Below are 24,214 nucleotides of genomic sequence, written 5' to 3'. Positions count from 1 at the left end.
GAAAAACGGTCAACGAACCTTTAGTCGGGCATATCCCTGATGGTCGCCGTATTTATCTGACCAGACAATACCAACCTCCCAGATGTCTCCTTTTTGCATGATCTTTAGTAAGGCACCAAGTTCTTCAATATTGTTAATTCGATATTGGCCGACATACACAAGCACGTGACCTGCCACAATCCCAACGCTCGCAGACGGGCTGTTTTTTTGCACCCCCGAAATTAACACCCCGCTCTTTAACCACCATAAATTTAATTGTTTTGCAAGTTGTGGTGTCAAATCTTGTACGAACAGCCCTAACTTTTCCAGGGCAAGCTTTTCCACGGATGGAAGTGGTGCCTTTTCTAGAGTGACATCCACCTTGAAATCTCGTCCGCCTCGTTTGACGTAAATATACAGTTTATCTCCTGCATTTTTCTTGAGTATGTATTTTTCAAAGTCAAGAATATCCTGAATTTGTTTAGAGTCTATTCTAGTAATATAGTCCCCATTTTTGATTCGCGCCTTGTCGGCAGGACTACCAGGATCAACAGAGGAAACCATGATACCTCTAAAAGCATCATCATTTTTCTCTTCTACCTGTACGCCAAACCATATCTTGTTGAGTTCCCTAAAATTAAAAAGCTTAACAAGGGTTTGTCTTACTTTATCGACCGGAATCGCAAACCCGATCCCCTGAGCCTGATTTACAATTGCAGCATTAATACCAATAAGTTCCCCATCAATATTGATGAGAGGACCACCGCTGTTTCCGGGATTGATCAATGCATCAGTTTGAATAAGGCCATCATACTTAATATCGCCATATTCACTGCTGAATGTCATGATGCGGTTCTTTGCGCTCAGCACCCCAGTGGTAACAGAGTTTTCCAAGCCAAAGGGATTGCCCAACGCTATTACAGTTTCCCCGATCATGAGATCCTTGGACGTGCCCATTTTGACATAGGGAAGAGGTCCGGGAGAATTTATTTTTAACACGGCGATGTCACTAATCGGGTCGGAACTGATCATGGTTGCCTCAAAGTCTCTACCGTCAGATAGTCTTACTTTGATTTTCGATGCGCGACTAACAACATGTTCATTCGTGACAATGTAGCCATCTTCATCAATAATAACTCCGGAGCCTAAAGGCCTTTCGACCATCTGCTTTTGGCTTTGGCCAAAAAAGTCGTTAAAAAATTGATCAAACAGTTCACTTCTCGATCCAAAAAATGGGTCTACATGTCGCTGGGTAATAAGCCTCTCTGTACTGATATTGGCTACAGCAGGCCCCACCTTCTCTACTGCCATAACAATAGGAGTCCTGCGATTAGAACTAGTTTCGAGGGCAGGCGCCTTATTGTACGCTAACGGAATGCAGACAAGTGTTGCAAAAATTGATAAAAAGATAAGTATTTTTTTCAAGGCATTTGCGGAAAAAATATGTCATATGTAATTTCAAAATTTTCAACTGTCACCGTGCCAATCTTGGCCACACAACTCTGTGTCATTTCCTGTGTCACATATAGGGCAAAAACTGCTGAAGCAGGAAGCATACTGCTTTATTCCCACATTGCTCTGCGCAAGAATAACGGAACACAACACAAATCATCACACCTTCACTATAAACCACATTTTGAATAATTACGTAAAATAATTCAATAAAAATATCCAAACAAGTAATTAAAATGGAAAATTGTTTTCAATTCAGATTCCTTGTTTGGATATTTCTTGTTATTACGTCTTTTTGTGCAGTTTGCTTACCAGAAAATACTTTTCAGTGAAACCCTCCGTGGGGAGGGTTAACAGAAGGCCTCCCGTGCGGAGTGGCACCTATAGGCATTTCATTGCCAAGAGCCTTTGCCGCCTCCTCCACCATTGATGAAGTTTCATGAACAATCGTAGTAAAATCCTCTTCGTTTTTCATCAACTTAGCGATCGACTCACTACCAACGACATAAATATACTCAGAATCACTTGCTTTCACATAATAGCTGCCAGCATCCTTCTTCTTGCCGATAGAAAGCACAACATCACCACTTTCCAAACTCATGACAATGGCAAGCTGAGGTTTATCCAAAGAAAATTGCGTTAAATTGGTTGCTTTGTATTGTTCGATGTAATTGCCCTTTAACTCGTCAAGATTACGGACAAAGTAATCTACTTCTCTTCCCTGTACGTCTTTTTGCTCATTATTTTTCAACTTCCACACATTGTTGATTTTCTTCAATAATACACTTCTCTTGTCATAGTTGAGTGCAAGCTCTTTCACTTCCGTCCTGTCAAAATTAAGAATTTTGGTTGGTACAAGTTCAGCATCAAAGTTTTTAATCTTTGGCCAGGAGAGTTCAAATACATGATCGTCATCACTAAACATGCAATATGAACTTACCTTATCACCTTCCTTCACTTTCTTGCCAACAAGCAAAGTCCTTGTTTCGACAATTTTTTCGACGGACTCTTTCGGTTTCATGGCAGGATCGGATACCTCTTCTTTCCTCTTCTTATCCGAACCTTCAGGCGTTTGCTCCAGGACTTTTTCGTAAGTTACAGAAACTTTGATCCTCGGATCATTTAACCCAAAGACATTCAAGTCTTTAGGTGCTTTTGTAACATAGCAATCTGCTTTTAAAAAGGATAAGTCCCACACAATCTGGTTTACCGCATGCACATCAGCTATCGTTTGAACAGGCTTTGAGAGTGCCCACTGGAATTGTCCTTCCGCATCCTTCTTATTTGTTATTTCACAAACGAAAGTACGATTTGGTTTTTCGATAACAATCTTTTTGACCAAATCCCTGTTAAAATCGCACACCAGCCTGTCCCGGAAGCGCAGGAGCGGATTCTCAATCTTGTCGTAGAATTCAGCCGTAGGGACTGTATAAACAGGATCTTCTCCAACACGTTTCACATAGCATTTGGTGCCATCGGGTAACTTGTTACCTACGTAAAATTTAGCCAGAGTCTTATCCTCTTCTTTGGTAACGGAGATCTCAAAGACGGGATCTTTCAAACCGTACACGGACAAATCAGTTGGTTTATCAGAAACAAAATCTTCTATTTCGAGGGATTTGATCTTCTCTATAAAGTTTTTAACAGTATCCTGGTCCGCATAAATATTAATCGGTTTTGTAAGTTTCCAATCCAGATCCAGGGATTTTTCGATAGCAATTACATCGGTTGGTGTTTTAATTTCCAATTTATTTATTCCATAGGTTCCTATAGATTCAAACCTGACCACTTTCTTGTCCCGCAAGTCATTTGGTTTTTTACTCAGGTCAGCAAGAATAGTATCCTTAAGAAAGAAGATCGTAGGCTCATCGGAGCGCTTTGCATAAACCTTATTATCCAGGGAATGCCCAAAGACAACAGACTGTTCAGCGCCTTTTTCGTTAATGACAACAGTGAATCGTGGAGAATCCAGGCCATATTTAACTAAATCACCTGATTCTTCGGTAACAAAGTCTGTCCGGTCAATTTGCAGGTTTTTGAATTTTCCAAGAATATCCTTAATTTTTTCCAGGTCGGCCAAATCATTGACAGGTTCGGCAAGACGCCAGAAATTACCCTTTTTGTTACAAATAATGTTGAATTCTTTCGTTTTGATCTGTATCGTGTCTACAGCTTCCTTGTCGAAACTAAACACCCATTTACTTCTCAAATCCAAAATATTTTTGTTAACTTTATCAACGAGGGTGCCTGGCACAACAGTAACCTCATCGCTCGTATCAAGCTTGATGTATACGTTGTCACCGGCAGCAAGTTTTTGTCCAACAAATACCGTATATTTATCTTTCGGCCCGGTTACCTGTATTTTATCTGGTTTCGCTGGAATATCGGTATACATGGTGATAGAGGTCTTTGGATCATCAAGGCCATAATCATGGAGATCAAAGGGTTTATCCCCTTCTTTTTTAAAGGAGCCAACCTTGTACATAAACTCGAACTCGGAGAGTATGCTGTTCACCTCGGAATTATCCGAACGAAGTTTCAGCGGTTCAACAATGCGCCAGTAATTATCTTCTGATTTTTCCAAAATGATCTTGCCGCTTTCATTGCACAATTCAATCTTTTTGATCATCGATGCCTTGAAATCAGGGATCACCTTTTTCTGCAGCCTTTCCCATTCCTCATGAGGCAATTGCTTTCTTTCGTAAATGACGATATACGAAATGCCAATGGCTGCTACAATTAAAAGGATAATGGTTGTTTTAAGTTTCATAGCTTAACTCTTTCCTCCAGCAAAGAATATCATGAAATTGAAATGATGGGAATCTTCCCTGTGCAGTGTATTGAAATCAGCGACGCCTTTTCCACCAAACGATACTGCCAATAATAACTGGTATCACAGGAATTCCTGCAATCGACACCCAGAAGATAACCTTCATCTGGATGGGGTTAATCGTTGCCTTGCGGAAATCAGGCGGTTTGGCAGAAATACCAAGCTGCGTTTCCTTTTGTGCTAACCAGTTAACAGAATTGCGAAATAAGTCTGCATTCCCAGGATTTTCTATATATTCGTTTGTGACAAAATTTACATCTCCAAAGACGACCAATCGTGCCCCTTGCGGTTTAGCCGACGGGTCATTGGCCATAGCAGGATGCGATTGGGTAACAGCCTTGGGTAATTCCTTTACCTGAGCAGCCACAGCCAGAGACACGGGGCCCTGCACATCGGTGTCTATATTATATTCAGGTTTCTTCTGCCGCAAATTTGCGACATCAATTTCTCCCCATGACCCTTCAGGCGCACGCATAAGCACGGTTGCCTGATAAGGCATTTGGTCATTCGGTGGTGACGCATCAACAGGACATGCGCCAAAAATAATCGTGTTATAATTCTTCAGGTCATTCGTAATCGAGTGTTCTTCTGCGTATTCGTCCTTGCCCACATAAATTTCCGCAACGGTTTGTATACCAAAAAGTGGCATATTGACTTTGTTATACACAACGACATCATCGCGAACTGCAATGCCGTATTCCGGCAAAAGTGTCTTAAATCCGGTAGGAGCGTTCGGGCTAAGTGCAGGTTCCAGCATAAGTAAAAGCTTGCCCCGATTTTCCAGATAGTTGCGAATAATATTTAATTCTTCTGTCAGATAAGCCTTGGTCGGCCCTGCAATCACGAGTACCTCGCAATCGTCCGGAATCTTTTTGGCAGTCAAAATATCGAGCGGGACCACACGGCAGTTGTCTCTTTTAAGTGCATTGGCAATTCCAGAAATTCCCCCGCGGTCGAAATCTTCGAACTGCCGTTCACCGTGACCTGTAACAAAGTAGATAGCAGATTGTTTTTCTTGCGTAACGTTGAGAATTGCTTCCGTGAATGCCTCTTCTCCCTTAAACTTAAAAGGGTACTGTTTTTCTATCACTTCACTTTGCTGCACATGCTTGCTGTGCTCACCACATTCAAATACCACAGTATTGAGTTGAAGATCACTGATATTGAGGCGTTTTGCAAGTTCTTCAACCTTGGTACGGTTTCTTAACGGATCGATACTTTCCACCTTGATTTTGTCCGTATGGTAGGCATATTCTTTCAGGATATCCAGGATTTGTTCATAAAACATCTCGCCCGGATTGAAAAGGGTGGTAACAACAATAGGTTTGTCAAGATTTTTGAGTATGTTTTTTGTTTTTGGTGAAAGGGAATACTTGCCGGTAAGCGTAAGGTCAAAACGTTCATAGTGCCGATTATTGAGAAATCCGACAACCGCAAAAATGCAAGCTGCAAAGACGGACATTATTGCAACATTGGTACCGACAAGCGCTTTCCTCCTGGACGCCTCAGATGAAAACCAATTTTTTCGGACGGCCATAACAGCGCTAAATCCAATAATGACACCTCCGCCGATACCAACCGGAATCAGGGAAGACAAGCCCCATAAGTTAAAAATCCTTGATATGCCAAAACCTGCCACAACTGCAATAATTCCAGCCAGGATAATATATCCGCCAAATTGCTCAAACCAATCATTCTTTTTTGTATTCAAAGTGCTCATCTCCATCTCCTGCTCTCAACAATGCGTACTACAATAAATATGAGTAACGCAGTAAAACTAATGTAGTAAACCACATCACGAGTATCCACGATCCCCTTCGTAAACGTATCCCAATGGTCATAGGTGCCTATATATCTCAGTGCGCTGTAAAACCACCCTTCACTTCCGGAACTTGCAAGACCGATCACTAAAAGGATAAGAAGGGCTACAATCCCAATAACAGCTGCGACAATTTGATTTTTCGTGATGGCAGACACCATCAGCCCTATAGAAATAAATAGTCCCCCCATCAAGACCAGTCCAATGTAACTGGCAATAATTGCACCATAATCGGGATTGCCTACCCATGCTAAAAATATGATATAAAAAGCTGTTGGAGCAACCATGATATTGTAAAGCGCCCAAGCCGCTAAAAACTTCCCAAATACCACTTCAAAATCTGTAACAGGGGCTGTCATCAGGGGTTCAATGGTACCTGTCTTGTTCTCTTCGGCAAGCAATCTCATGGTAATAACAGGGGTGAGTATGGAGAGAATAAATTGCGTATAGGCCAAGCTATATCGCAACGTTGATTCCTGGGTGATACCAAGCATGATGGAAAAGAAATAACCCGAAAACACCGTAAATACCGCGATAACAACGTATGCAATCGGTGATAGGAAATATGCGTTAATTTCCCTTTGAAAGATGGTACCTGTGCTTATCATTTATGTCGTTACCTCCTGTTCCTGCATCGTAATCTGATGGAATATTTCTTCTAATGTAATAGAGGCCTGTTTCATCTCCCGAATAATTCCGTTATTTTTCACAACGTTCACAAAGACATCTTCACGAATATCCACACCTCTTTCTGCTTCAACGGTAAAATTACCGAATTCCCCCTTATTGTGCCATACAACTTTTTTGACACCTTTAATGGCGGAAAGGGCATTCTTGATTTTCTGGCCATCGCCACGCACTTCCAGTAAAACGTTATTTCCACTCCTCAACTGGGTAGCCAAATTGGAAGGCGTGTCCATCGCAACAATCTTGCCCTTGTTAATAATAATTACACGACCGCAGATCATTTCGACTTCGGGAAGAATATGTGTAGACAGTAAAATGGTATGTTTTTCACCTAATTCCTTTATGAGTTGTCTGACCTGCCGGATCTGATTGGGATCGAGTCCAATTGTCGGTTCATCAAGAATGAGGATCTTCGGGTCATGAACGAGGGTGTCTGCTAAACCAACCCTCTGGCGGTAACCCTTGGACAGTGTACCAATGATCTGATTCTGCACATCGGCAATCCTGCACTTCTCCAGACACTCATCGATTTTCGATTTGCGCTCACGATAGGGCAACTTCTTCAGTTTAGCACGGAACGAGAGATATTCTTTAACCCTCATTTCTGGATACAGGGGCACGTTTTCGGGCAAATACCCTATTTGCCTGCGTACCTTAATCGAATCACGGAAAACATCGTAACCAGCAACCGTGGCAGTACCAGAAGTCGCCGGCATGTAGCAGGTAAGGATGCGCATGGTAGTGGTTTTACCTGCCCCGTTCGGTCCCAAAAGCCCTAAAATCTCACCTTGTTTAACTTCAAACGAGATATCGTCTACCGCATAAACATCTGCATAACGTTTTGCTAAATGGTCAACTTTAATCATATTATTAAGAAACTCTCCTTTTAGAATTATCTTTTAAAAACTTCTTCGCCTCATGAGTTTGATCCCCTCTTCATTAAATAACACTATAACCGTGTATTTTATACCATGGCCGTACTCACCGTATTTGTATAACTCTGAAAGATACAATCGCTTTATTGTATGGATTTTTGAAATATTGAAATTAAAGAACTGATGCCGATGATTTGATGCAATATTTTGGGCAGGCAAATGAGGATGTAGCTGTACTACAACGCAACAAAACACACAACATATTCCCGTGCATCGAAAAAAACAGCAACGCAAAAACCATATCTTCAATTACAAAACTAATGGTTTATGTCTTTCCAGAACCTTCTAAGGAGTTTTCCATTTTATTAGATTCTAAAATTTTCATTTGCCGTACATCACCTTCACTTAGTCTGATCTTCGATTGCATTAATTCCAAAAAAGCAATCCTTACAGAATCATCAGAATCCGTTTCAATGAACACAGGCGCCTTTTTTATGATTTGCCTTGCTCTGTTTATAATTAAAGTTGTAAGCCGCAACGAACCACCGACCTGTTTTGCAAGCTCGTCTATATTTTTATAATCCATATTAACACCTATGATATGAAATATGTTCCGAAAAATTTATAAATTTACCGATATTTTTTAAAAAAAGATAGCCGGCTTTTCCCTAAAAGCCCTATCGTCGTTTTATAGTATCATTAAAAAACTGGTCAAAGAATTCTCAAACAATTCTAGAGTAAGCCACATATACTATATAAAAATTCTTTTTTGTCAAGGGAAATCGAGCCGTAAAAATTCCTTGAGAAACAACTTCTCACTATGATAGTATATTTGCTTTGACTTATAAAAACACTTGCTTTATATCGGAACTTAATGAAGGGAAAAAAATATGGCAAGGATATACGAGGATATCACAAAGACAATTGGCAATACACCATTAGTCAAATTAAATCATGTCACCAAAGGATTAGAGGCCACTGTGGTTGCCAAGATGGAATCTTTTAACCCCATGGCCAGTGTAAAAGACCGCATTGGAATCGCAATGATTGAAGCATCAGAAAAGGCAGGGCTGATCAACAAATCTACAGTTATTGTAGAACCCACGTCAGGCAATACGGGTATCGCACTGGCCTTTGTAGCCGCTGCAAAGGGATATAAATTGGTTTTAACAATGCCGGACACCATGAGTACAGAACGAAGGGATCTTTTGAAGGCTTTTGGCGCTGAGATCATATTAACACCAGGGGCAGAAGGAATGAAAGGCGCCATCAATAAAGCAGAAGAATTGTTAAAGAATACCCCAAACTCATTTATGCCACAGCAATTCAAGAATCCGGCTAATCCGGAAATACACCGGAAGACAACGGCCGAAGAGATCTGGAACGATACGGACGGCAGGATCGATATCTTTGTCGGGGGTGTGGGTACGGGTGGGACGATCACTGGCGTCGGAGAGATCATTAAGAATCGCAAACCATCACTGAAGGTAATTGCCGTAGAACCTACCGATTCACCGGTACTTTCCGGAGGAAAACCCGGTCCGCACAAGATTCAGGGGCTCGGTGCAGGATTTATTCCGGATATCCTCAACATGAAGGTGATTGATGAAATTATTACCGTAAAGAACGAGCAGGCATTTGCTGTTGCCCGTCAACTGGCACGACATGAAGGAATTTTGGCAGGCATCTCTTCCGGGGCTGCCGCCTATGCCGCGCTACAGGTAGCCGCAAGACCTGAAAACAAAGGAAGGCTGATTGTGGTCGTGCTTCCCGATACGGGCGAAAGATATCTGTCCACCGTTTTGTTTAAGGAATTTTGATGTTTGAACGCATGAAGGAAGACATCGATGTCGCCTTTCAAAATGACCCGGCTGCAAGGAGCAAGCTCGAAGTAATTTTATGTTATCCCGGCGTACATGCATTATGGCTGTACCGGATATCTCACTATCTCTGGAGGAAAGGGTGGATTGTATTGTCCCGCCTCATTTCCCACATAAATCGGTTTTTGACTGGAATTGAAATACACCCCGCGGCTGAAATAGGACGTGGCGTATTCATCGACCACGGTATGGGTGTTGTAATAGGTGAAACGGCAATAATTGGTGATGGGTGTCTCCTTTACAAGGGGGTTGTACTCGGTGGCACGACTGTCGAAAAGACAAAAAGGCATCCTAATCTGGGCAAAAAAGTTGTCGTAGGCTCTAATGCCTGCATCCTGGGCAACATAATGATCGGGGATTATGCACGGATCGGTTCCGGTTCTGTAGTAACGAAAGATGTGCCACCCCATGCAACCGTAGTGGGTGTGCCGGGCAGAATCATTAAGCAACGAAAAAAAGAAGAACAGGAAGTAATGTTGGATCACGGACAATTACCCGATCCTATTGCAGAAGCTATTATGATGGTGTTAAAAGAAAATTGCAAACTCAAACAGCGTGTTAAAAAACTTGAGGACGCTTTAAGCCTTTCAATCAGAGAAGACGATAACATTTCCGAAAAAGAATCAGAAGTAATGACGGTATTCATGAAAAACTATAAAGATGGGGACGGGATATAGGATGGATTAGTTAAACTACTACGAATCCTTGTCCTCCTTGTGAATCAAAGACGAAGAGGATATTTTTATAATTAGGAAAAAAGGTAGAGCATGTATTGGTACCAGTGGTTTCGGTTATGAACACTGGGGAAATGGGGTATTTTACCCTGAAGGACTATCAAAGAGTAAGTGGCTGGAATATTATGCACAATTTTTTGATAGCATAGAATTAAATGTCTCTTTTTATCGACTACCTTCAGAAAAGACCTTTAAAGCCTGGTATCGGCGAACACCAAATAATTTTTCATTTTCCGTAAAAGGGAGCCGATTTATTACCCATGTCAAGAAACTCAATGAAGTAGAGGCGCCATTAAAGTTGTTTTTAAATAGGGTAAAATTTCTCGAAGAAAAATTAGCCACAATTCTGTGGCAGTTGCCTCCTCTGTTTAATGTCCGTGTCGACAGGTTATCAGATTTTGTGATACTCTTAAAAAGGTTAAGCACAATATCACACGTCTTCGAGTTTCGAAACAAAAGTTGGCTTTGTGACGATGTATATCATCTATTAAAGGATGCAAATATGGCGATATGTATTGCCGATTGGCCAGAGTTTACGAAGAGTGTTCCCGCGATGGCCGATTTTGTATATCTCAGATATCACAAAGCGGGACAGTATCTTTACGGAGGATGCTATTCTGATGCCAGATTACACGCCGATGCGATAAAGATAAAATCATGGCTGAAAGAAAGAAAAAATGTATTCGCATATTTTAATAATGACGAGGCGGGTTATGCAGTAAAAAATGCCATTACCCTTTCAAAGTTGGTACAAAAATAAGCAGTGGATTTTCTTCAAGACAGTGACATTTTTTTGACAACAGACAATTCGTCAATATACCTGTTTCTCAGTTTTTATTAATTTAGGGCGATTTGTAAAATGAGTTGTAAATGTGCCTCACCCATCAATGCCATCATTTATTGATAGGGAAAGGATGTCTCATTGTCAGACCTGAAACGTCACAGGGAAATTGTTAACATTTTTGAAAACGGAGGAATAAAACAGTGGATTGGGGAATAAAGAATCGTTTATCTCAACTCATCAAACCAAATGGTCGTTGTATGTTTCTGCCCATCGATCATGGATATTTCCAGGGGCCTACTTCAAAACTGGAAAGGCCGGGCGAAACGATTAAACCGATTATCGATTATGCCGATGCACTCTTTTGTACCCGCGGGGTACTGCGTGCTTGCATAAACCCGGAGAATAGCAAGCCTATTATCCTTAGGGTATCCGGAGGCACCAGTATGGTGGGAAAGGATCTCGCCAATGAAGGGCTAACCACTTCAATGGAAGAGGCGATTCGTCTGAATGCATCTGGCGTTGGTATCTCCGTCTTTATCGGCAGTGATTACGAGCGCCAAACATTGTTAAATCTGTCAAACCTGGTCAACGAGGCAGAAAGATACGGCATTCCCGTAATGGCCGTTACCGCTGTGGGCAGGGAACTGGAAAAACGGGATGCCCGTTACCTCGCCCTATGCTGTCGTATTGCAGCAGAATTAGGTGCCCGTGTTGTAAAGACGTACTGGTGTGAAAATTTTGACAAGGTAACCAATGGCTGTCCCGTACCCGTGGTCATGGCCGGTGGTCCAAAAACAAATTCTGATATGGAGGTGTTTGAGTTCGTTCATGACGGAATGCAAAAAGGTGCTATTGGTGTAAATCTGGGCAGAAATATCTGGCAAAACGAACATCCGGTAGCCATGATCAAGGCCTTGCATGCCATTATCCATGAAAACGCAACTGCAAAACAGGCCAATGATCTATTTAACTCCGCAAAGAACGAAAAGAAAGAATAACTTCACATATGTGATAATCTTTTGGTCATCAGCAGGAAAACAAACTTTTCGTAAGAACTACATGAGGAAAATAGCATGCGCGTAGCAATGTATTATAATAACAGGGATGTCAGAATCGAAGAGATGCAGACCCCGCAGATCGGTCCGGGCGAGTTATTGATAAAGATACAGGCAAGCGGCATTTGCGGCAGTGACGTAATGGAGTGGTATCGTATCAAAAGGGCACCCCTGGTACTTGGACACGAGATTGCCGGAGAGATCGTTGCTACTGGTGAGGGAGTGAAACGCTTCAAGGTGGGCGACCGGGTAACGGTTGCCCATCATGTCCCGTGCAATACCTGTCACTATTGCCTGAATGGCCACTATTCAGTATGCGAAACCTTACGCACTACGAATTTTTACCCGGGAGGCTTTTCTGAGTACACCCGCATCCCTCAAATCAATGTTGACCGTGGTACCTTTATCCTGCCAGATGAGGTCTCTTTTGAAGAGGGAACCTTTGCAGAGCCTTTGGCCTGTACCCTGCTGGGTCAAAAGAAAGCAAATCTGCGTCCGGGCCAGAGTATACTCGTCATCGGCAGCGGTATCTCCGGACTCCTTCACATCCAACTGGCACGTGCCCTGGGGGCGGGACGAATATGTGCAGTGGACATCACTGACTACCGTTTAAAAATGGCCAAACAATGCGGGGCAGATATAACCATTCACGCCAGAGAGGATGTCCCCGCCTGTTTACGCAAAGCAAATGACGAACGGCTGGCAGACCTCGTCATCGTATGCACAGGGGCTCCTTCAGCTATTCAGCAGGCATTTAACTCCGTGGACCGGGGCGGAACGATTCTTTTTTTTGCCCCCACAGAACCCAATGTAACAACTCCTATGAACCTTTGGGACCTCTGGCGCAATTGCAATTCTGTCATCATGTCGTATGCCGGCCCTCCGGATGACACAGCAACGGCCATCGAATTGATCCGCGCCGGCAGGGTAAAGGTCGGAGAATTGATTACCCACCGATTACCTCTTTCTGAAACGGCTCTGGGCTTTAAGCTCGTTGCCGAGGCCAAGGATTCCATCAAGGTCATCGTTGAACCCCACAACACGCCAGCATGAACTGAAACAAAAGCAAGGAAAACCTGAACACAATGATTATGCGGTTATCGCGAATGATGCGGTAATCTGAGTCAGGGCGGGGTTCCGAAGGAAAAAATCCTGGTGGAACTTCTCCTTCTAACCCAGGGATGATAGCGAAGGGTCCTCCGGATAGCGGAGACAATGATAAGAAGAGCAGCGGACTCTTTAACTTTGAACGATCTGAATATCGTTCTCAATAGGAACCATCTTTACGGGCAGCAGTCCAGTAAATAATACCACGGTGGGCGACAACTGAGGGGATGGATTGAGTAGTGTCTAAGCGGGAGAAGAGTCGTGAATGCCCGAATTACCTGAAGTTGAAACAATCAAGAATGAGCTTGAGCCACATGTTGTCGGACGGAGAGTTACCGGCGTTAGCCTGCCCTGGAAGGGAATCGTATGGGAGCCTTCGGTCAGGCAGTTCCGCGCCCGCCTTATCGGGCAGAGAATCACCGGCTTGACCCGCAGAGGCAAGTACCTCTGCTTCAGCCTGGGCAGTGGCGAGAGCCTGGTCATTCACCTCAAGATGAGCGGCTCGCTCCTGCTGAAGCGGAACTTGACTGATGACCGGTTCGTGAGGGCCATCATCCGCCTGGATGATGGCTCGGAGCTTTACTTCCGTGACCAACGCAAGTTCGGCCGGATGTGGCTGGTGGCCGATAATAGAACAATCGTGGGCAAGCTGGGCCCGGAGCCACTTGAGGCAGGCTTTACAGTGAAACTCCTGGCCGGGCTGCTGAGCGACCGTGCTGCGTTGATAAAGGCGCTGCTTTGTGACCAGAACCTGATTGCCGGTATTGGCAACATGTATGCCGATGAGGTCCTGTTCGCTGCCGGGATTCATCCGCTGCGGCCTGGCGGTAGCCTGTCTGCGAACGAGGTGAAAAGGCTGCATAGCGCCATCAGGCAGGTGCTGAAGCAGGCTATCGGCAAGAAGGGGGCAAGCGTCATCAACTACTACCGGCCGGGTGGCGAGCTGGGCACGGCCCATTTCCAGTTCAGGGTGGCCCACCGGCGCGGCGAGGTATGCTACAACTGTGGCACGCCCATACAGCGCATTACGGTACGGAATCGCGGCACCTACTTCTGCCCCAGGTGCCAGCACCAGTAACCGGCAGGTTGCCCGGCATGCAAGACATAACGTACATAATGAAGCTGCCATCCTTCTGCTGCTGTTTTTTTCTGCCTGTATGGCTTATTCAGTATAGGATTATCAACGGCTATGACATTACTCTATATCCTTCAACATTTCCTTAAGATATAGGGAATACTCCCTCATACAGCCACTTTCTCCTTTAAAACTATACTCCTTATTTCTTCCCTAAGAGCGCTCTCAGGCACAACATCTACTTTGAATATTAAGCTTTTCCTCAAGAAAATCAGCCAGACCGGTAAGGTCTAAGAGATTCGTATCCTTCTCAAATTCCACCAGTACATCCAGGTCACTGCCTTCCTTTTGTTCACCCCTTACATAAGAGCCAAATATACCTTTTATTTCAGCCCTGAATTGCAGTTTCGCCTCAGCCTTTACACTGGCTATCGTTGAAATTATTTCACTCACAGATTTTTCCATCTTAATATTCTCTTTGTCCAAATATCCTTTCAGAAATTGTGACATGACGAAATTATTCCATGCAGCCACCTCATCTTCCAAATGATTCTTTAATACTGGTTTTTTTCCTGGCTACTCTCTCCACATCTCAGAAATAATTCTTTGAATACATCTCTCTGCTTCTTGCCGCAAAAGTCGTACGTGTCCACTGCTGCCAAGTTTGCAACGGCTTTAAAAGGGCGTATTCTTGATTATGCCTGCTTCTCATTAAACCGTTGATATATTTTCCTGGTCAACCAGTCCTTCACATCATTTTTAAATTCAGAATTTTCCATGATCTTATCAAATATTTCCTGATTAGAATCCATCCGGTCAATAAGTGTTTGGATAAATACCTCTTCAAAGGCGTACTTGAAATTTTCAATCGGATTGTTTTGCGCCCTTATCTTCAAATCTTCATTCTCAAATAACGCTTGTTCAATCTGCTCAAAGTATAAGCGGTCAGCTTCAGTAAAGTCAGTGCCAAATTTTTCATTCAATAAGTAAATAATGTTCGAGAGTTTATCCTTTTCATCTTTTGGTTTGCTGATACCAGCCTCTGTTGTTGGGTCAAGGCTATGCTCTCCCTGAACCTGCAAAACCAGATCGCCTTCGGCTACTTTTTGTAAGCGATAATATTCAAGCGCTACTTCATTATCCAGTTTCAATCGCTCCGTATAATCTGCCTTGGGCAGTTTCGTCAGCAGAAATCGGCCGTACGAATACAATTTTTCAAGCTCAACGTCCTGAAAGGGCATGATTTGCGAAAGAAATGAATACAACCTGACAAAAGCAGTCAAAGACTTTTTGAACTCATCCTGCGGCTCTTCCTGTAAGGCATTAAACCGGTCGACTGCCGGATCAATAAATGCGTACAACCTGCCCTGATCTTTCACAGATGAATGTCCCGGCTTGTAGAATACTCTGGCAAATGCATCCACTTCAGACTGGTAATAGACATTCGCGGCATCGGTCTTACCCTTCAAATCATATAAATGATTCGGGTCAGTGGTTTCTGTCATTGCTGTCAGTTCATAGTATGGCTGGAATGAATCAATGATTGTTTGTCTATCATTGGCAAAATCGAGAACAAAGGTGTCTTCCTTGCCGGGATAAGTCCTGTTGAGTCGTGAAAGCGTTTGCACGGCTTTTACTCCTGACAGCTTTTTGTCAACATACATGGTGTGCAATAAAGGCTGGTCAAAGCCATACTGATATTTATCGGCCACCAGCAAGACCTGATAATCATTCGTTGCAAACTTTTCTGGCAATTCCTTCTCGCCAAACTTGTTCAACTGTGCTTCGGTTACTCCTTCCGGATAGAGGTCGTCAATCACTGTCCCGGAAAAAGCTACCAGAAGTTTTATGCTGGTGTAGCCCTTTTCTTTAATATAATCCTTAAACTCAAGGTAATACCTCAGGGCATGTTTTCTTGATGAAGTTACAACCATTGCCTTTGCCTTGCCTCCGATTTTTTTCATCGTGATCTGTCTGAAATGCTCAACCATCACTTCGGTCTTCTGCGCAAGGTTTGTGGGATGGAGCGTTGCAAAACGGCCAATTGCCTTTACTGCTTTTCTTTTATTCAGTTCCGGGTCGTCCTCAATGGTTTTGCAAAATTTGTAATAAGTTTCATACGTAGTGTAATTCTTCAGCACATCAAGGATAAATCCCTCCTCAATGGCTTGCCGCATAGAATAAAGATGGAATGGCAGGGATTTGCCTTCGTCATTTTTGAAGCCAAACACCTCTATTGTTTTTGCCTTTGGCGTTGCAGTGAAGGCAAAAAGGCTTATATTTTTTTGAGGACCGCGCTTACGTATCGTTTCACGGATGTAATCATCCTCATCTTCCACACTGCTCTCAATTTCAGTTTCAATCTTTTCTGATTCTTCGAGCGAGACATTCTTTCCAACGAGTGCTTCAGTCATCTTTCTGCTTGCTTCACCGCCCTGGCTGCTATGCGCCTCATCAATGATTACCGCGTAGTTGCGCCCGGAATTTTCTCCCAAATGTTTAAGCGCATAGGGAAACTTCTGTAATGTAGTGATGATAATGCCCGTTCCTGATGTAATCGCTTCAGCCAGTTGCCTGGAATCCTCATCAATGCGCTGAACCACGCCCGTTTTGTGCTCAAACTGATAGATGGTATTTTGCAACTGCTGGTCAAGCACATTTCGGTCGGTAATTACAATTATTGAGTCAAATACCTTCTTGTCCTGCACATTGTATAAACTACTCAGCCGGTAGGCGAGCCATGCAATTGAATTGCTCTTGCCGCTGCCTGCTGAATGCTGAATCAAATAATTCCTGCCGGGGCCGCTGATTTTTGCGTCGGTGGTAAGTTTGCGAACCGCATCAAGCTGATGATAGCGAGGGAATAGCAATGATTCTTTTGTATATTTCTTTCCCTCAACCGTAAAGTCTTCTTTTTGCAAATGCATATACCTTCCGATAATTTCCAGCCAACCGTCCACATTCAGTGTTTCTTCCCAGAAATAGGCAGAACGGTAAGTGGAATAGTCCTTTGCCGGAGGGTTGCCTGCTCCATTCTTAAAACCCTTGTTAAATGGTGAGAATCGTGTGCCGCCTGACTCAAGCCTGGTAGTGAAATACACTTCATCTGGGTCGAGGGTAAAATGCACCAAGGCTCTCTTTTTGAATTGAAAAAGCAGTTCCCGCGGGTCACGGCTGGTGCGGTATTGCTCCATCGCTTCACTTACGGATTGACCGGTGAAATGGTTTTTTAATTCAATAGTCGCCACAGGCAAACCGTTTAAAGAAAGCAGCAGGTCTATGCTCTTGTTGTTTTTGGTAGAAAAATGAACCTGTCTGGTTACAGAGAGTTTATTGAGTTTATAAAGTTCAAGCGTTTCAGGATTCAGTTTGCTATCGGGTTTGAAATAAGCCAGTTTGAATTTAACACCGCTGTCGGTAATACCATGACGGATTACATCCAGCATGCCCCTTAAATCCAGTTCTTTAAAGAGGCGTTGAATGAATTTGTTCTCGGTGTCATCTTTATAATAAGACTTCAACTTGTCCCACTCTTTAGGCTGAGACGTCTGAATAAATGAAAGCACTGCCTTTTTATCAAATGCCAGATCTCGGCTGAAATCTGAATCATTACCTAAATGCCAACCATTGGTGGTTAAATGCTCAATGATAGCTGATTCAAAAATGGATTCTGTGTGAATAGAAGTCATGTTTGTCTGAAGTTTATCTAATTATTTTTAATTACCTTGCATAGTAATAGTATTAGAAGCATAACCACTTGTCCTTATTTGGAACATCAAATTTTCCCTCTAATAATTTATTAGAATCCATTGGGGCTTTTTATCACTCCCGACATTTTTGGCTGAAAAGGATGTGTAGGACATACATAATTAAACAAGACTCTATAAATTACCATCAACCCCGTGTTCTGGCAGAGACACTAAGCCTGGACGTCTTTCCATGTCCCCCCACGGGCTATACCACGAATTTGTCCCCCGCTGGCTATGTTATGAATCTGTCCCCCGCTGGCGGGGGTGAGGGGGTGGACCGGATATCCCAATCATGTCAACTACCCGCACAATCTTCTGTATAACACCGCTCATATTCTTCAATACATCTTCGTCAGTAAACCTGATTATGGTAAACCCGGCGCTTTCAAGTGCACGGGTCTTACGCTTATCTTTTTCACTTGTTTCTACGTCTAAATGAGTTATCCCGTCAACCTCAATGATCAGCTTCAATTCCTTACAGAGGAAGTCTGCGATATATTGCAGCGCGGGCCTTTGCCTTCTAAATTGATAGCCCTTAATCTGTCCGGCTCGCAGTGCATATTTCCAGAGGCAAGCCTCTGCTTTCGTCATTTTCTTACGCAGGCTGTTTGCAAGCGGCTGTAATCGTTTGTTGTAGCCGTAATTATTGGTTCCGTCAGCTTTTGGTTTTTTTCGCATGATTTCCGCGTTCCTTTTCCACCCCCTGCACCCCCGACAGCGGGGGACAAGTTCATGGTATAGCCACCGGGGGACATGAAGGATACAACAGTAACAAGAATTTTATGGTGATTATTGAATCCTTACCTTAAGACGTATGCCCTTTATTAAGGGGGAATTGCACTGAACCACTTCACCCCTTATCCTCATGGGGAATATCAGACAACTATCTGTTTAATCATTCCCTCGGTTTCTTTTTCCAATGCCAGTATATCCTTTCTTATTTCTTCCAAACTGCGTAGCGGCTTATATTGATAAAAATACTTTGTGAAATTTATCTCATATCCCACTTTTGTTTTACCGTGGTCAATCCATGCATCTGGCACATGCGGCAAGACTTCCCGCCTAAAGTATTCCTCAACATCCTCTTTTAGCGGTACATTTTCAAAATCACGAAGGTCTGCATCGGGCAAAGGATTGCCCTTTCGATCTTTTTCAATATTGCCTTTCGCATCACGTTTAGGGCGCTCAACGGCTATCCGCCTGTAACCAAAATCATCATTGTCAAAAATCTTGCAGTATGGGCCATCCTTGAACTCACCGTAGATTTCGGTAATGCGCTTAATGGCCTCCTCGTGTATCTCTTTCCTCTTATTGCCGAGACTGCGGAGCATCTTACTGTAAAAGGGATTGTTTTTGTCTTCCTTATCAGCGCCAGTTGCATTAATAAGCTGCACCTTGCCTTTGCGTTTCTTGCTCTTTCGGTCGGTAACGATCCAAATATATGTGGAAATGCCCGTGTTGTAGAACAACTGGTCAGGCAAGGCGATTATGGCTTCAAGCATATCATTTTCAATAATCCATTTGCGTATTTCGCTGGGACCGCTTCCGGCGCCGCCGCTGAACAAAGGCGAGCCGTTAAAAACTATTCCAATGCGGCTGCCACCAGCACTACGCTTCACAATCATATAGAGCAAATCATATTCATCCAGCTTTCGTATCTGATCTTCAAAACTGAAATATTCAATTATTTCCCGCACGCTTATGAAAAACCCATTAATGTAATTGCGAAGGTTTGCGGCAATGTTGTTGTGGTCCTTGGCCAGTTCAGCAAAGTCGAACTTGCTCCGACTGTGAAATTTTGCTTTGGCTACGTTATTGAGAATGGGTTCGAGTACTTCAGGCTTTTTGTCTTTATGTTTCTGATATGCAGCAAGCACGTCCTTCTTGGTTGGCTGTAAAACAGCGTCCAATCATCGCAAAACCGTGAATGGCAAAATCACCTTGCCATAATCAGCCTGCTTGTAATGGCCTCTTAACAGGTCTGCGATCGACCAGATGAAGTTTGCCTTTTCTCTGAAGTTATTTGTCGCTATAATTCTTTTCTCATTTTCTTTTGATAACCGCATATTATTCGGGGAATGCAGAAGGCATTAACATAAACCCCTCTTTTCTGGCTGCGTCTCTTAACCTACGGTCCAGGCATACAAAATGGTTCCCTTTGGGAGTTTTGTTGGCCCAGACAAGGGCAGCTGCCAGTTGAAGAGAATCCGCAGCGCGCAATGGATGAGTCAAAAGAAGACGAGATGCTATATCCCTGATATCGCCGCTGGGTTCAACCTCAGTCCATGCATTTGCCAGTTAAGATACCTTTAGCGACTTTGCTTTGCGGTCCATCAATACAGAGAGGGATAATGGCAGAAGCATCCCAGAATATCATCTCTCCTCCTCCCGTTCAGAGATAAGGGCCTTAAGGGCAAGCCCTTTTTCATCCTTTGGCCTCGGCAAATCCCAAAAGCTGCCTTTTATTTTGCCGCTGCCAATACGAACCAAACCGGCTTTTTCAAGCATGTGCAAATGGGCTGGCACATCTGCTTCTGCCCTATCAAGAGGTACCAACTTGGCAATCGGTTTTCCCCTGTCGGTAACAAGCACTTCCTCTCCGGCCTTTACTTTGGCAAGATATTCACTAATAGATGCCTTTAATTCAGAAACAGCCGCTGTTTTCACAGTATTATCCTCCAGTACTCTTAGAACTATTTTATATGACTACTATAGTCAGTTTTATCGGCTACGTCAACTATGCAAATGAGTTCCTGAAATTAGCTGAAAATTTAATCAATCTTTTAATTTGAAATATCTCAGACTGCACGGTAAGATTATCACCATTGTTTTAACAGTTTTCATTATCAAATTTTCCGTTACTTTTAAAATAATTCCTATGAATAATTCACCTTCGAACGATCTCATAGATCGTGTAAAAAAATACATGCAAGATGAAGAGCAAGAGATTGTCGATCTTGCGTGTAAATTAATTACTGCCAAGACCGAAAACCCACCAGGAAATGAAACCCTTGCTGCCAAAGTAGTCGAAGATTTCTTCAAATCATTACAAATCCCATATACCATTCATGAAAAGATAAAGGGGAGGACAAATATCGTTGGATACATAGGCAAAGGGACCCCTGCATTGCTGGTAGCATGCCATTTAGACGTTGTGCCGGCGGGTGATGACTGGAAACGGAACCCCTTTGAGGCATGGATAGAAAATGGCCGGATATATGGGAGAGGTTCATCAGACAACAAGGGTCAAATGGCCTCCATGATGGCCGTTGCAAGATTCCTGAAAGAGAATGAATCCCGATTAAAGGGGCAATTTCTCTTAATCGGTGTCGCTGATGAGGAACGGGGTTCCACCTTAGGTTTAGAGTATTTGCTGAATGAATGTGGGATCAAAGCCGATTACGCTATTATTCCCGACGTTGCACATAATATGCAGTTGATCGATGTAACAGAAAAAGGAGCATTATTTTTAGAAATCACGTCACACGGCAAACAGGCACACGGCTCCCGACCGGAAACAGGGATAAATGCCATATGGAATATGATACCCTTATTGGAACGTATAAAACAATTAAAGTTCCAAAAAGCCGCACATCCACTCCATACCCCGCCCACTCTGAATCTGGGATCTATCCACAGCGGAACGGCACCAAATATCGTACCTGCCCTCTGCAAGGCACAATTGGATATTCGTTATTTGCCCGATGATTCAGCCGATACCATTATCGGTACTATTAAAAATATTATCAAAGAGGTCGAAACACAATATTCGGTAAAATTTGACTTAAGGGTCATTTCCAACCAGCCTCCAACAGCCGTCGCTATCGATAATCCATTGGTGGAATTGATTTCAAAACACACCTTAACCATTCTGGGAACCAGGCCTCAGCCGAAAGGAATGTCCGGTGCGACGGTAACGAAGCAACTTATCCAAAAGGGAATAATCGCCGTTGGGTTTGGTCCGGGTGATGAGACCGAGGCACATGCAACAAATGAATCCATCAGTATTAAGGAACTGGTTGATTTTGCACAAATTATGGCTTTAATCGCTCTTGATATATTATCGTAACGATTTTAATTTTATGAAATATTCACGCCAACCATACTTCACAATAAGGCATGGAAATTTATCACCCGCGCCTTACCTCTCCCGGCAAGGGAGAGGAATAATGTGGAGAAATCCCTTCTCCCCTTGCGGGAAAGGATTAGGGTGAGGGGTATTTTAGATGAAAACCTACGTAATGATCCCGACCTATAATGAACGGGAAAACATAGGAAATTTAATACAGGAAATAGTAAATCTCAAAATCCAGGACCTCCATATTGTCGTTGTAGATGATAACTCACCTGACGGCACATCTGAGGTGGTAACAAATCTGTCAAAAAAACATCCTGAGGTGGAACTCCTTCTCAGGACAACCGAAAGAGGGCGTGGTTCGGCTGGTATCGCTGGTTTCAAATATGCGCTGAAACACGGGGCCGACTCTGTAATCGAAATGGATGCAGATTTCTCTCATCATCCCAAATACATTCCTCGCTTATTAGAAGCACTCCAGGATGCCGATATGGTCATTGGTTCCCGCTTTATAAGCGGCGGGAAAGATGTCAACAGGGGTATCATACGCAAGACAATCACAATCCTGGCAGGTATCTATGTAAGAGTTCTGCTCGGATTAAAGATTCATGACGTTTCTTCTGGTTACAGATGCTTTAAAAGGAAGGTACTGGAGGCGATTGAGCTGGACTCCATGATCTCAACCGGCCCGTCCATCGTATCTGAGGTATTTTACCGGGCACACCTGAAGGGCTTTTCGATTAAAGAAGTCCCCATCGAATTTGAAGACCGTACACACGGTCAAACAAAACTCAATTACAAAATCCTTGTAAAAACCCTCCTCATGGTCTTGAAATTCAAACGATTGTATAAAAGGGGATTGTTGTTTAAACCATCCATAGAAAACCAACCCGGAGATTAAATACAACTCTTTGTTCCCCTCCATTTTGAATGATAAAATCAGTAGCATACTTGCAATATTCTAAGGCTGCTAGGGCTTTTTCCTGAACATCTGTGGTTTCAATATCACCTTCTTTTTTGGTTTCCACCATATAAACAACATCTTTTGTTTTCCACTACAAAATCAGGGTTGTATTGCCTCGAATTGTACTTCCAGTATATGTGGAATTGATTCGATGCGGGTCTTAGCCACATAAGAACTGCCTTGTCCTGCACTAAAATGACCGCAAAATCTTTTTCTGTCTTGGAATCAAATTTATACAGATTGTGGCATGCCTTCCTGAAACCACTGAACACCTTATTGGAAATGGCATGAGTTGGTGTGATGGTCTCGGTAAAGTGATGAATGCTGTCTTTTGTGTATTTTGAAAAATTATGTTCTTCGATCCTTGTAAAAGGCCTTACCATGGATTTTTCATAGCTTGGCGCTTCAAGGTAAAAATGTTGCATGAATTGCGAATGAATATATCCTCAACACTGTTTTCCTGCTCTCGAAGCTTTTTTATCAGAATTTCTTCCGATACCGGTTGATAGTTTAAATTTTTAGTATCAGAGTCAAAATCCTTAAATCCCGATCTTATTTCATTGCTTTGTTAAATAGTAATCCTTGGAATTTCAATAATGTTCTGTACAAAATCATGTACCACTGATTCATAAGCTTCTTCCACGCCATATCTCGCTGATGCCTTTTTGCTTGCCCTGTCCGGTTACTCTTGCAATGGTCATTCCCGGATAGCCCAACTCTAATAAAGCATCCTTAACAATATCGAATTTTTCCAACCTGATTATCGCCTCTATTTTTTTCATAAAAGACCTCCATTCGTTGAATTAAGATAATGTGTCGCCCATTCAGGGCTGTCGCCCTGGGCTATACTCTGTCAGCCCTTCGGGCTTTACCCCGACGTATAAGGAATTTCAATTCTTTTTTCGTTAAGCCATGAACAACACACCCCTTGCCTCTCCCAAGAGGGGATTTAAGGGGTGGGCAAAAAAGTCTTTGGGTTTTTTGTCTTTAATATCCAACCTAATTTAAAGAGAAAATCTCGCTCTCTTAATTCCATGACACTGCCTATACATCAAACATGGGTGCTGTTTTTGCAGTCTACATTTACAAATCGAAGATATAACGGCATAACAAAAAACCCCTATCGAAGAACAACTTCAACAGGAGCTA

Annotated in this window: 19 protein-coding genes and 2 pseudogenes; 8 read left to right on the top strand and 13 right to left on the bottom strand. The window is 43.0% G+C overall.

Features of this window, described 5'->3' with window-relative positions; genetic code table 11:
• Nucleotides 1-9: 9 nt before the first annotated feature.
• The 6 genes from E3K36_01375 to E3K36_01350 all read right to left on the bottom strand — a co-directional run bounded on the left by E3K36_01375 (nt 10) and on the right by E3K36_01350 (nt 8,228).
• Nucleotides 10-1,290: a PDZ domain-containing protein gene (locus E3K36_01375; GenBank protein ID MCF6153909.1), complete on the bottom strand. Its 1,281-nt coding sequence runs from the start codon at nt 1,288-1,290 to the stop codon at nt 10-12.
• Between the two features lie 466 nt (nt 1,291-1,756).
• Nucleotides 1,757-4,201 (bottom strand): DUF4340 domain-containing protein, encoded by a 2,445-nt coding sequence (locus tag E3K36_01370; GenBank protein MCF6153908.1) that lies wholly within the window; start codon nt 4,199-4,201, stop codon nt 1,757-1,759.
• Between the two features lie 76 nt (nt 4,202-4,277).
• Nucleotides 4,278-5,987, bottom strand: a complete 1,710-nt coding sequence (locus E3K36_01365) for a hypothetical protein (protein ID MCF6153907.1) — start codon at nt 5,985-5,987, stop codon at nt 4,278-4,280.
• Complete coding sequence (locus E3K36_01360) at nt 5,978-6,688, bottom strand: hypothetical protein (GenBank protein ID MCF6153906.1); 711 nt, start codon at nt 6,686-6,688, stop codon at nt 5,978-5,980. The genes E3K36_01365 and E3K36_01360 overlap by 10 nt, the downstream gene beginning before the upstream one ends.
• The gene (locus tag E3K36_01355) at nt 6,689-7,633 is read right to left on the bottom strand and encodes an ATP-binding cassette domain-containing protein (GenBank protein ID MCF6153905.1); all 945 of its coding nucleotides are present in this window, start codon (nt 7,631-7,633) and stop codon (nt 6,689-6,691) included.
• Between the two features lie 334 nt (nt 7,634-7,967).
• Nucleotides 7,968-8,228: a hypothetical protein gene (locus tag E3K36_01350; GenBank protein MCF6153904.1), complete on the bottom strand. Its 261-nt coding sequence runs from the start codon at nt 8,226-8,228 to the stop codon at nt 7,968-7,970.
• A gap of 304 nt (nt 8,229-8,532) precedes the next feature.
• On the opposite strand from E3K36_01350, the gene cysK reads away from it, so the two are divergent.
• From cysK to mutM, 6 genes are all read left to right on the top strand, one after another.
• The gene (gene cysK, locus E3K36_01345; protein ID MCF6153903.1) at nt 8,533-9,462 is read left to right on the top strand and encodes a cysteine synthase A; all 930 of its coding nucleotides are present in this window, start codon (nt 8,533-8,535) and stop codon (nt 9,460-9,462) included.
• Nucleotides 9,462-10,199: a serine O-acetyltransferase gene (gene cysE / locus E3K36_01340; protein ID MCF6153902.1), complete on the top strand. Its 738-nt coding sequence runs from the start codon at nt 9,462-9,464 to the stop codon at nt 10,197-10,199. The genes cysK and cysE overlap by 1 nt, the downstream gene beginning before the upstream one ends.
• Nucleotides 10,200-10,242: 43 nt before the next feature.
• Nucleotides 10,243-11,016, top strand: coding sequence for a DUF72 domain-containing protein (locus E3K36_01335; protein ID MCF6153901.1), 774 nt, complete (start codon nt 10,243-10,245; stop codon nt 11,014-11,016).
• Between the two features lie 224 nt (nt 11,017-11,240).
• The gene (gene lsrF, locus E3K36_01330) at nt 11,241-12,038 is read left to right on the top strand and encodes a 3-hydroxy-5-phosphonooxypentane-2,4-dione thiolase (protein ID MCF6153900.1); all 798 of its coding nucleotides are present in this window, start codon (nt 11,241-11,243) and stop codon (nt 12,036-12,038) included.
• Between the two features lie 75 nt (nt 12,039-12,113).
• Nucleotides 12,114-13,148 (top strand): alcohol dehydrogenase, encoded by a 1,035-nt coding sequence (locus tag E3K36_01325; protein ID MCF6153899.1) that lies wholly within the window; start codon nt 12,114-12,116, stop codon nt 13,146-13,148.
• 319 nt (nt 13,149-13,467) lie between these two features.
• Nucleotides 13,468-14,280 (top strand): bifunctional DNA-formamidopyrimidine glycosylase/DNA-(apurinic or apyrimidinic site) lyase, encoded by an 813-nt coding sequence (gene mutM, locus E3K36_01320; GenBank protein MCF6153898.1) that lies wholly within the window; start codon nt 13,468-13,470, stop codon nt 14,278-14,280.
• A 164-nt stretch (nt 14,281-14,444) separates the two neighbouring features.
• Here mutM and E3K36_01315 read toward each other — a convergent pair.
• The 5 genes and pseudogenes from E3K36_01315 to E3K36_01295 all read right to left on the bottom strand — a co-directional run bounded on the left by E3K36_01315 (nt 14,445) and on the right by E3K36_01295 (nt 20,693).
• Nucleotides 14,445-14,787 (bottom strand): annotated as a pseudogene (locus E3K36_01315) (nucleotidyltransferase).
• Between the two features lie 185 nt (nt 14,788-14,972).
• Complete coding sequence (locus E3K36_01310) at nt 14,973-17,966, bottom strand: type I restriction endonuclease subunit R (protein ID MCF6153897.1); 2,994 nt, start codon at nt 17,964-17,966, stop codon at nt 14,973-14,975.
• A gap of 297 nt (nt 17,967-18,263) precedes the next feature.
• On the bottom strand, nt 18,264-18,704 hold the full coding sequence (locus tag E3K36_01305; GenBank protein MCF6153896.1) for a DUF559 domain-containing protein: 441 nt from the start codon (nt 18,702-18,704) through the stop codon (nt 18,264-18,266).
• A gap of 197 nt (nt 18,705-18,901) precedes the next feature.
• A pseudogene (locus E3K36_01300) lies at nt 18,902-20,092 on the bottom strand (hypothetical protein).
• Nucleotides 20,093-20,399: 307 nt separating this feature from the next.
• Complete coding sequence (locus E3K36_01295) at nt 20,400-20,693, bottom strand: type II toxin-antitoxin system prevent-host-death family antitoxin (protein ID MCF6153895.1); 294 nt, start codon at nt 20,691-20,693, stop codon at nt 20,400-20,402.
• Between the two features lie 211 nt (nt 20,694-20,904).
• On the opposite strand from E3K36_01295, the gene E3K36_01290 reads away from it, so the two are divergent.
• Complete coding sequence (locus E3K36_01290) at nt 20,905-22,095, top strand: M20 family peptidase (protein ID MCF6153894.1); 1,191 nt, start codon at nt 20,905-20,907, stop codon at nt 22,093-22,095.
• Nucleotides 22,096-22,252: 157 nt separating this feature from the next.
• Entirely contained in the window at nt 22,253-23,002 is a 750-nt protein-coding gene (locus E3K36_01285) for a polyprenol monophosphomannose synthase (protein ID MCF6153893.1), read from the top strand.
• 104 nt (nt 23,003-23,106) lie between these two features.
• Here E3K36_01285 and E3K36_01280 read toward each other — a convergent pair whose 3' ends face one another.
• Nucleotides 23,107-23,448, bottom strand: coding sequence for a hypothetical protein (locus E3K36_01280; GenBank protein MCF6153892.1), 342 nt, complete (start codon nt 23,446-23,448; stop codon nt 23,107-23,109).
• A 243-nt stretch (nt 23,449-23,691) separates the two neighbouring features.
• Complete coding sequence (locus E3K36_01275) at nt 23,692-23,847, bottom strand: P-II family nitrogen regulator (GenBank protein MCF6153891.1); 156 nt, start codon at nt 23,845-23,847, stop codon at nt 23,692-23,694.
• Between the last annotated feature and the right edge of the window lie 367 nt (nt 23,848-24,214).

It is taken from the genome of Candidatus Brocadia sp. (assembly GCA_021646415.1).
Taxonomy (GTDB): Bacteria; Planctomycetota; Brocadiia; order Brocadiales; family Brocadiaceae; genus Brocadia.
The sequence above is the reverse complement of the archived record's forward strand: the minus strand, read 5'-3'. Positions and strand labels throughout refer to the sequence as shown.